The following is a 3,718-nucleotide window of genomic DNA, read 5'->3' on the forward strand; positions in this document are numbered from 1 at the left end:
GATAACTCGGGACGGGGAAGTCCCTTTCATTCGTTGGGCGTCAGAAAGTGAACCTTACGCCCATTCACCGTGATGCACGAAGCATCTGGGAAGATCCGTCAATGAACTCCTTTACCAGCCCAGAGCCATCGTTTGCGTATGAGTCGACCGAGGCGAGGCGAGAGCTTGGAATCCCAAACGTCTCCGAAGTGCACTTTGCTATCACCGACCTTGCGGAGAACCTTCTGCCGATTGCGGAGACATCCTCTGCCGATCCAAACAGACAGAGGACCGCCGCACTCAGAACAGCATCGGGCGCAGTGCTTTTTGGCTGGCCTCTTCTGCTCGCTGAGCGCGAACTTCGCATGAATCTTGATCTCGCCGTGGAGCCTGGCGAGCACGCAACTCACTGGATCACCAATGACAAGGACTGGCTATCAGAAGCCGTAGCCCAGCTGCGCGAAGAAGGGTTGGTTATTCGACGCAACTTTCAGAGACAGCGCACCAACTATGGCTGGCGAGAACTCGAAAATGACGCCTAACTGTTCCATGGCGAATCACCGCTCATCACCCATCGCGCGGGCGGTTTTGCGTGTGTTCGACCGTTCCGGGATAGGCAGCTTCACTCCTTGTTGTGCAGCAGAGCTGCTTTGCGAACAGCCGTGTTATGCAGCAGGTCTGCGCCCGATATCTAGGTCGATCAGTCGTACCGAGAATCGGCCATGACCGTCCCCACGTACGACAAATTCATTGAACCTGTTCTTCGGTTCCTGGCTTGCCATCTCAGTGGCGCTCCAGCTCGCGAAGTTCATGAGGCGGAAGCTCAAGCGCTCGGCGTTAGCGATACTGACCGCCAAGAGCTCCTTCCCAGCGGCGCTCAACCCATTTACAAGAATCGTGCGGGTTGGGCGCACGATCGGCTAAAACGCGCAGGTCTATCAAGCAGCCCTCGCCGTGGCTTCTGGCAGCTCACCGACGAAGGGCGCGCCTTCGTTGCAAAGCACTCTGTTCCGCTCTTGCCGAAAGAGGTTGAGCAACTGGCAATCGGATTCATGGACGTGCGGCTCCGCCCGCCGTCAACAGGAGAGTCGCTTGCCTCCCCTTCGCTACTCCGGGCGCCAGCTATCGAGTCGGCTGTTGCGAGTCCTGATGATCGCCTCGGCGAAGCCCTTTCAGAGTTGCGCCGTTCGGTCGCCGCAGAACTTCTGGAGTCCTTAGGGTCCGTTTCGCCCTCATTCTTCGAGACCATCGTTCTCGATTTGCTTCACCGAATGGGATACGGAGCCAGCCGCGCCGATCTTCAACGCGTCGGTGGTTCAGGAGACGGCGGAATCGACGGCGTAATCTCACTGGACAAACTAGGACTCGAGAAAGTCTACGTTCAAGCGAAGCGCTGGCAAGGTACGGTCGGTCGACCCGAAGTTCAGGGCTTCTACGGTGCTCTGGCTGGGCAGCGCGCTAACAAGGGCGTGTTCATCACAACCTCGGGCTACACCTCACAAGCCATCGAGTTCGCGAAGTCGGTAGAACGCATCGTTCTTGTTGACGGCCCGCGCATGGCCGAGCTCATGATCGACCACGAGGTCGGAATATCAGCGCGCACCGTCAAGATCCCAAAGATCGACAGCGACTACTTCGATGAAGAATCGACCTAGATGGCTTCTCACTGTCAATAGGGCGCGCCGAAGCCCGACGCCACAGCCTTTGACTCTGGCAACGCTGCGTCGGGTACTGCGGGAAGAGCTTCACACGTCCTGAGCCAATTCAAAGAGAAGCAGGTGGCTACTGGCGCGGTTGCACACAAGGCTTCCGCGCTATCGGGGAAGGGCGGGCCCGGCCGCTCGTTCGGGCCCGCTGACATCACCGCGGCTTTTCGCTCAAGGGAAAGTTGACCTCGATTTCCACGCCGTCCGGGTCGTCGAACATCAATTGATGGACGCCGTAGTCGGCCAGCGTGCGCTCGGTGAAGCGCACGTCGGCCTTGTTCAGGCGAGCGATGAAGTCGACCCGATCGGTGCCGTTGAACGCCATGTGCTCGAGGTTGCCGGTCTGGCGTGCCGGCCCTTCTGCGTGGCTGGGTGCGCTGCGGCCAAGAAAGGCATCCAGCGCGGCGCCCGTGCCGAGCAGGTGGGCAATGGCCTGGTCGCCGAGGAACAGCAGCCGCATCGGAAACGCGAAGCCATCGAGCGCCTCGACACGCAAGCCCATCACGTCGGCGTAGAACCGTGCCGATGCATCGATGTCGCGGCTGCGTACGGTGTAGTGGTCAAACTGGGTCAGCGGCATGGTGCGCACTCCTTTGAAAAAAGCGTGGCCGGGCGGTGTTGCCGTCGGCGGTGCGTCCGGCCGCCCCGCCGACGGATCCAAAGGCGTCAAGCGCCCGAAGTGAGCGCGTAGCCGCGGCCGGCGTAGTCGAGACCGCCGATGCGATGTTCTTTCACGCCGGGGTGGGTCGGGCAGGCGTAGTAGGCGCGGATCTCGGTGATGCGGCCATCGCCCGCAAAGCGAAACCACTCGTCGCCGCGCAGCACCAGGCCGAGCTTGTTCTTGAAGTGCGTCCACTCGATCACCGCCTGCCCGCTCTCGGGGTCACCGACAAAGTTGTCCATGACCCATTGCGAGCCCATCTCGGCGACGCATTTGACCCAGCAGTCGGCAATTGCAGCGGCGCCTCGCAGCGCACCGAAGCTGCCCTCGGGAAAGTAGTGCGTCCCCTCGGGGTCGAAGCACGCCATGATCCCTTCACGGTCGCCGCTGTTGCAGGCGGCGTAATAGGCGCGGATCGAACGCTCCATCTGGTCTCGGGTGATGCTCATGCCGGGTCTCCTGTGGCTTGTGTTTTTGATGACACGGCGCGTTCCGCACAGTGGGCCGCGGTGTTCGCGACGCTGTGGGAGGCGGGCTGGTCCTTCGCTGCGGGCAGGCTAGACGGGACGATCGAGGCTGTCCAATATTTTTCTCGGCAGCGCTCGATACCCGCTCGGTCGGTGTCGGTTCAGGGGCGCATCGCAAGATCGGCGGCGATGCCCGCGAACAGCGCGAAGCCCACCCAGTGGTTGAGCCGAAACGCCTTGAAGCAGCCCTCGCGTGAGCGCCCGCGGATCAGGCTCCAGTGCCACAGCGCCTGGGCGGCGGCCGCGGCCAGGCCGAGCGCGAACCCGCCGCCCAGGCCGTGACCGAAACCGAGCAGTCCCCAGCTCGCCAGATAGACGCCGTAGAAGCCCATCACCGCGACCACGTCGAAGCGCCCGAGCGTGATCGCCGAGGTGCGCATGCCGATGCGCAGGTCATCGTCGCGGTCGACCATGGCGTACTCGGTGTCGTAGGCCAGCACCCAGAACAGGTTGCCGGCGAGCAGCGCCCAGGCCAGCGGCGGCACGCTGCCCTGCACCGCCGCGAAAGCCATCGGGATGCCGAAGCTGAAGGCCACGCCGAGCACCGCCTGCGGCATCGCGACATGGCGCTTGGCATACGGATAGACCACGGCGACGGCCAATGCCGCGAACGACAGCCAGGTGGTGGCCGTGTTGGTGGTCAGCACCAGCGCAAAGGCGGCCAGGGCCAGCACGGCGCCGAGCGTGAGCGCCGCGCGCACCGACACCGCGCCGCGCGTCACCGGCCGCTGGGCGGTGCGCTTGACGTGGCGGTCGAAATCGCGGTCGGCCACGTCGTTGAGGCAGCAACCGGCGCTGCGCATCAGCACCGTGCCGAGCGTGAACACGGCCAGCAGCCGCCAGCC

At 63.1% G+C, this 3,718-nt stretch carries 5 protein-coding genes; 2 read left to right on the forward strand and 3 right to left on the reverse strand.

Annotated features, from left to right (window positions below):
• Positions 1-101: 101 nt before the first annotated feature.
• Together RMO12_RS03900 and RMO12_RS03905 are read left to right on the forward strand one after the other, a co-directional pair.
• The gene (locus RMO12_RS03900; protein WP_309638274.1) at positions 102-521 is read left to right on the forward strand and encodes a hypothetical protein; all 420 of its coding nucleotides are present in this window, start codon (positions 102-104) and stop codon (positions 519-521) included.
• Between the two features lie 180 nt (positions 522-701).
• Positions 702-1,634 carry a restriction endonuclease gene (locus tag RMO12_RS03905; RefSeq protein ID WP_309638275.1) on the forward strand — a complete coding sequence of 311 codons (933 nt, stop codon included), beginning with the start codon at positions 702-704 and terminating at the stop codon, positions 1,632-1,634.
• A 205-nt stretch (positions 1,635-1,839) separates the two neighbouring features.
• Here RMO12_RS03905 and RMO12_RS03910 read toward each other — a convergent pair whose 3' ends face one another.
• The 3 genes from RMO12_RS03910 to RMO12_RS03920 all read right to left on the reverse strand — a co-directional run.
• Positions 1,840-2,265: a VOC family protein gene (locus RMO12_RS03910; RefSeq protein ID WP_309638276.1), complete on the reverse strand. Its 426-nt coding sequence runs from the start codon at positions 2,263-2,265 to the stop codon at positions 1,840-1,842.
• Positions 2,266-2,351: 86 nt separating this feature from the next.
• Complete coding sequence (locus RMO12_RS03915; RefSeq protein WP_309624331.1) at positions 2,352-2,795, reverse strand: nuclear transport factor 2 family protein; 444 nt, start codon at positions 2,793-2,795, stop codon at positions 2,352-2,354.
• Positions 2,796-2,974: 179 nt separating this feature from the next.
• The coding region (locus RMO12_RS03920; RefSeq protein WP_309638277.1) for a 4-hydroxybenzoate octaprenyltransferase at positions 2,975-3,718 on the reverse strand (744 nt) is incomplete at its 5' end.

It is taken from the genome of Methylibium sp., assembly GCF_031393925.1.
Taxonomy (GTDB): domain Bacteria; phylum Pseudomonadota; class Gammaproteobacteria; order Burkholderiales; family Burkholderiaceae_C; genus Methylibium.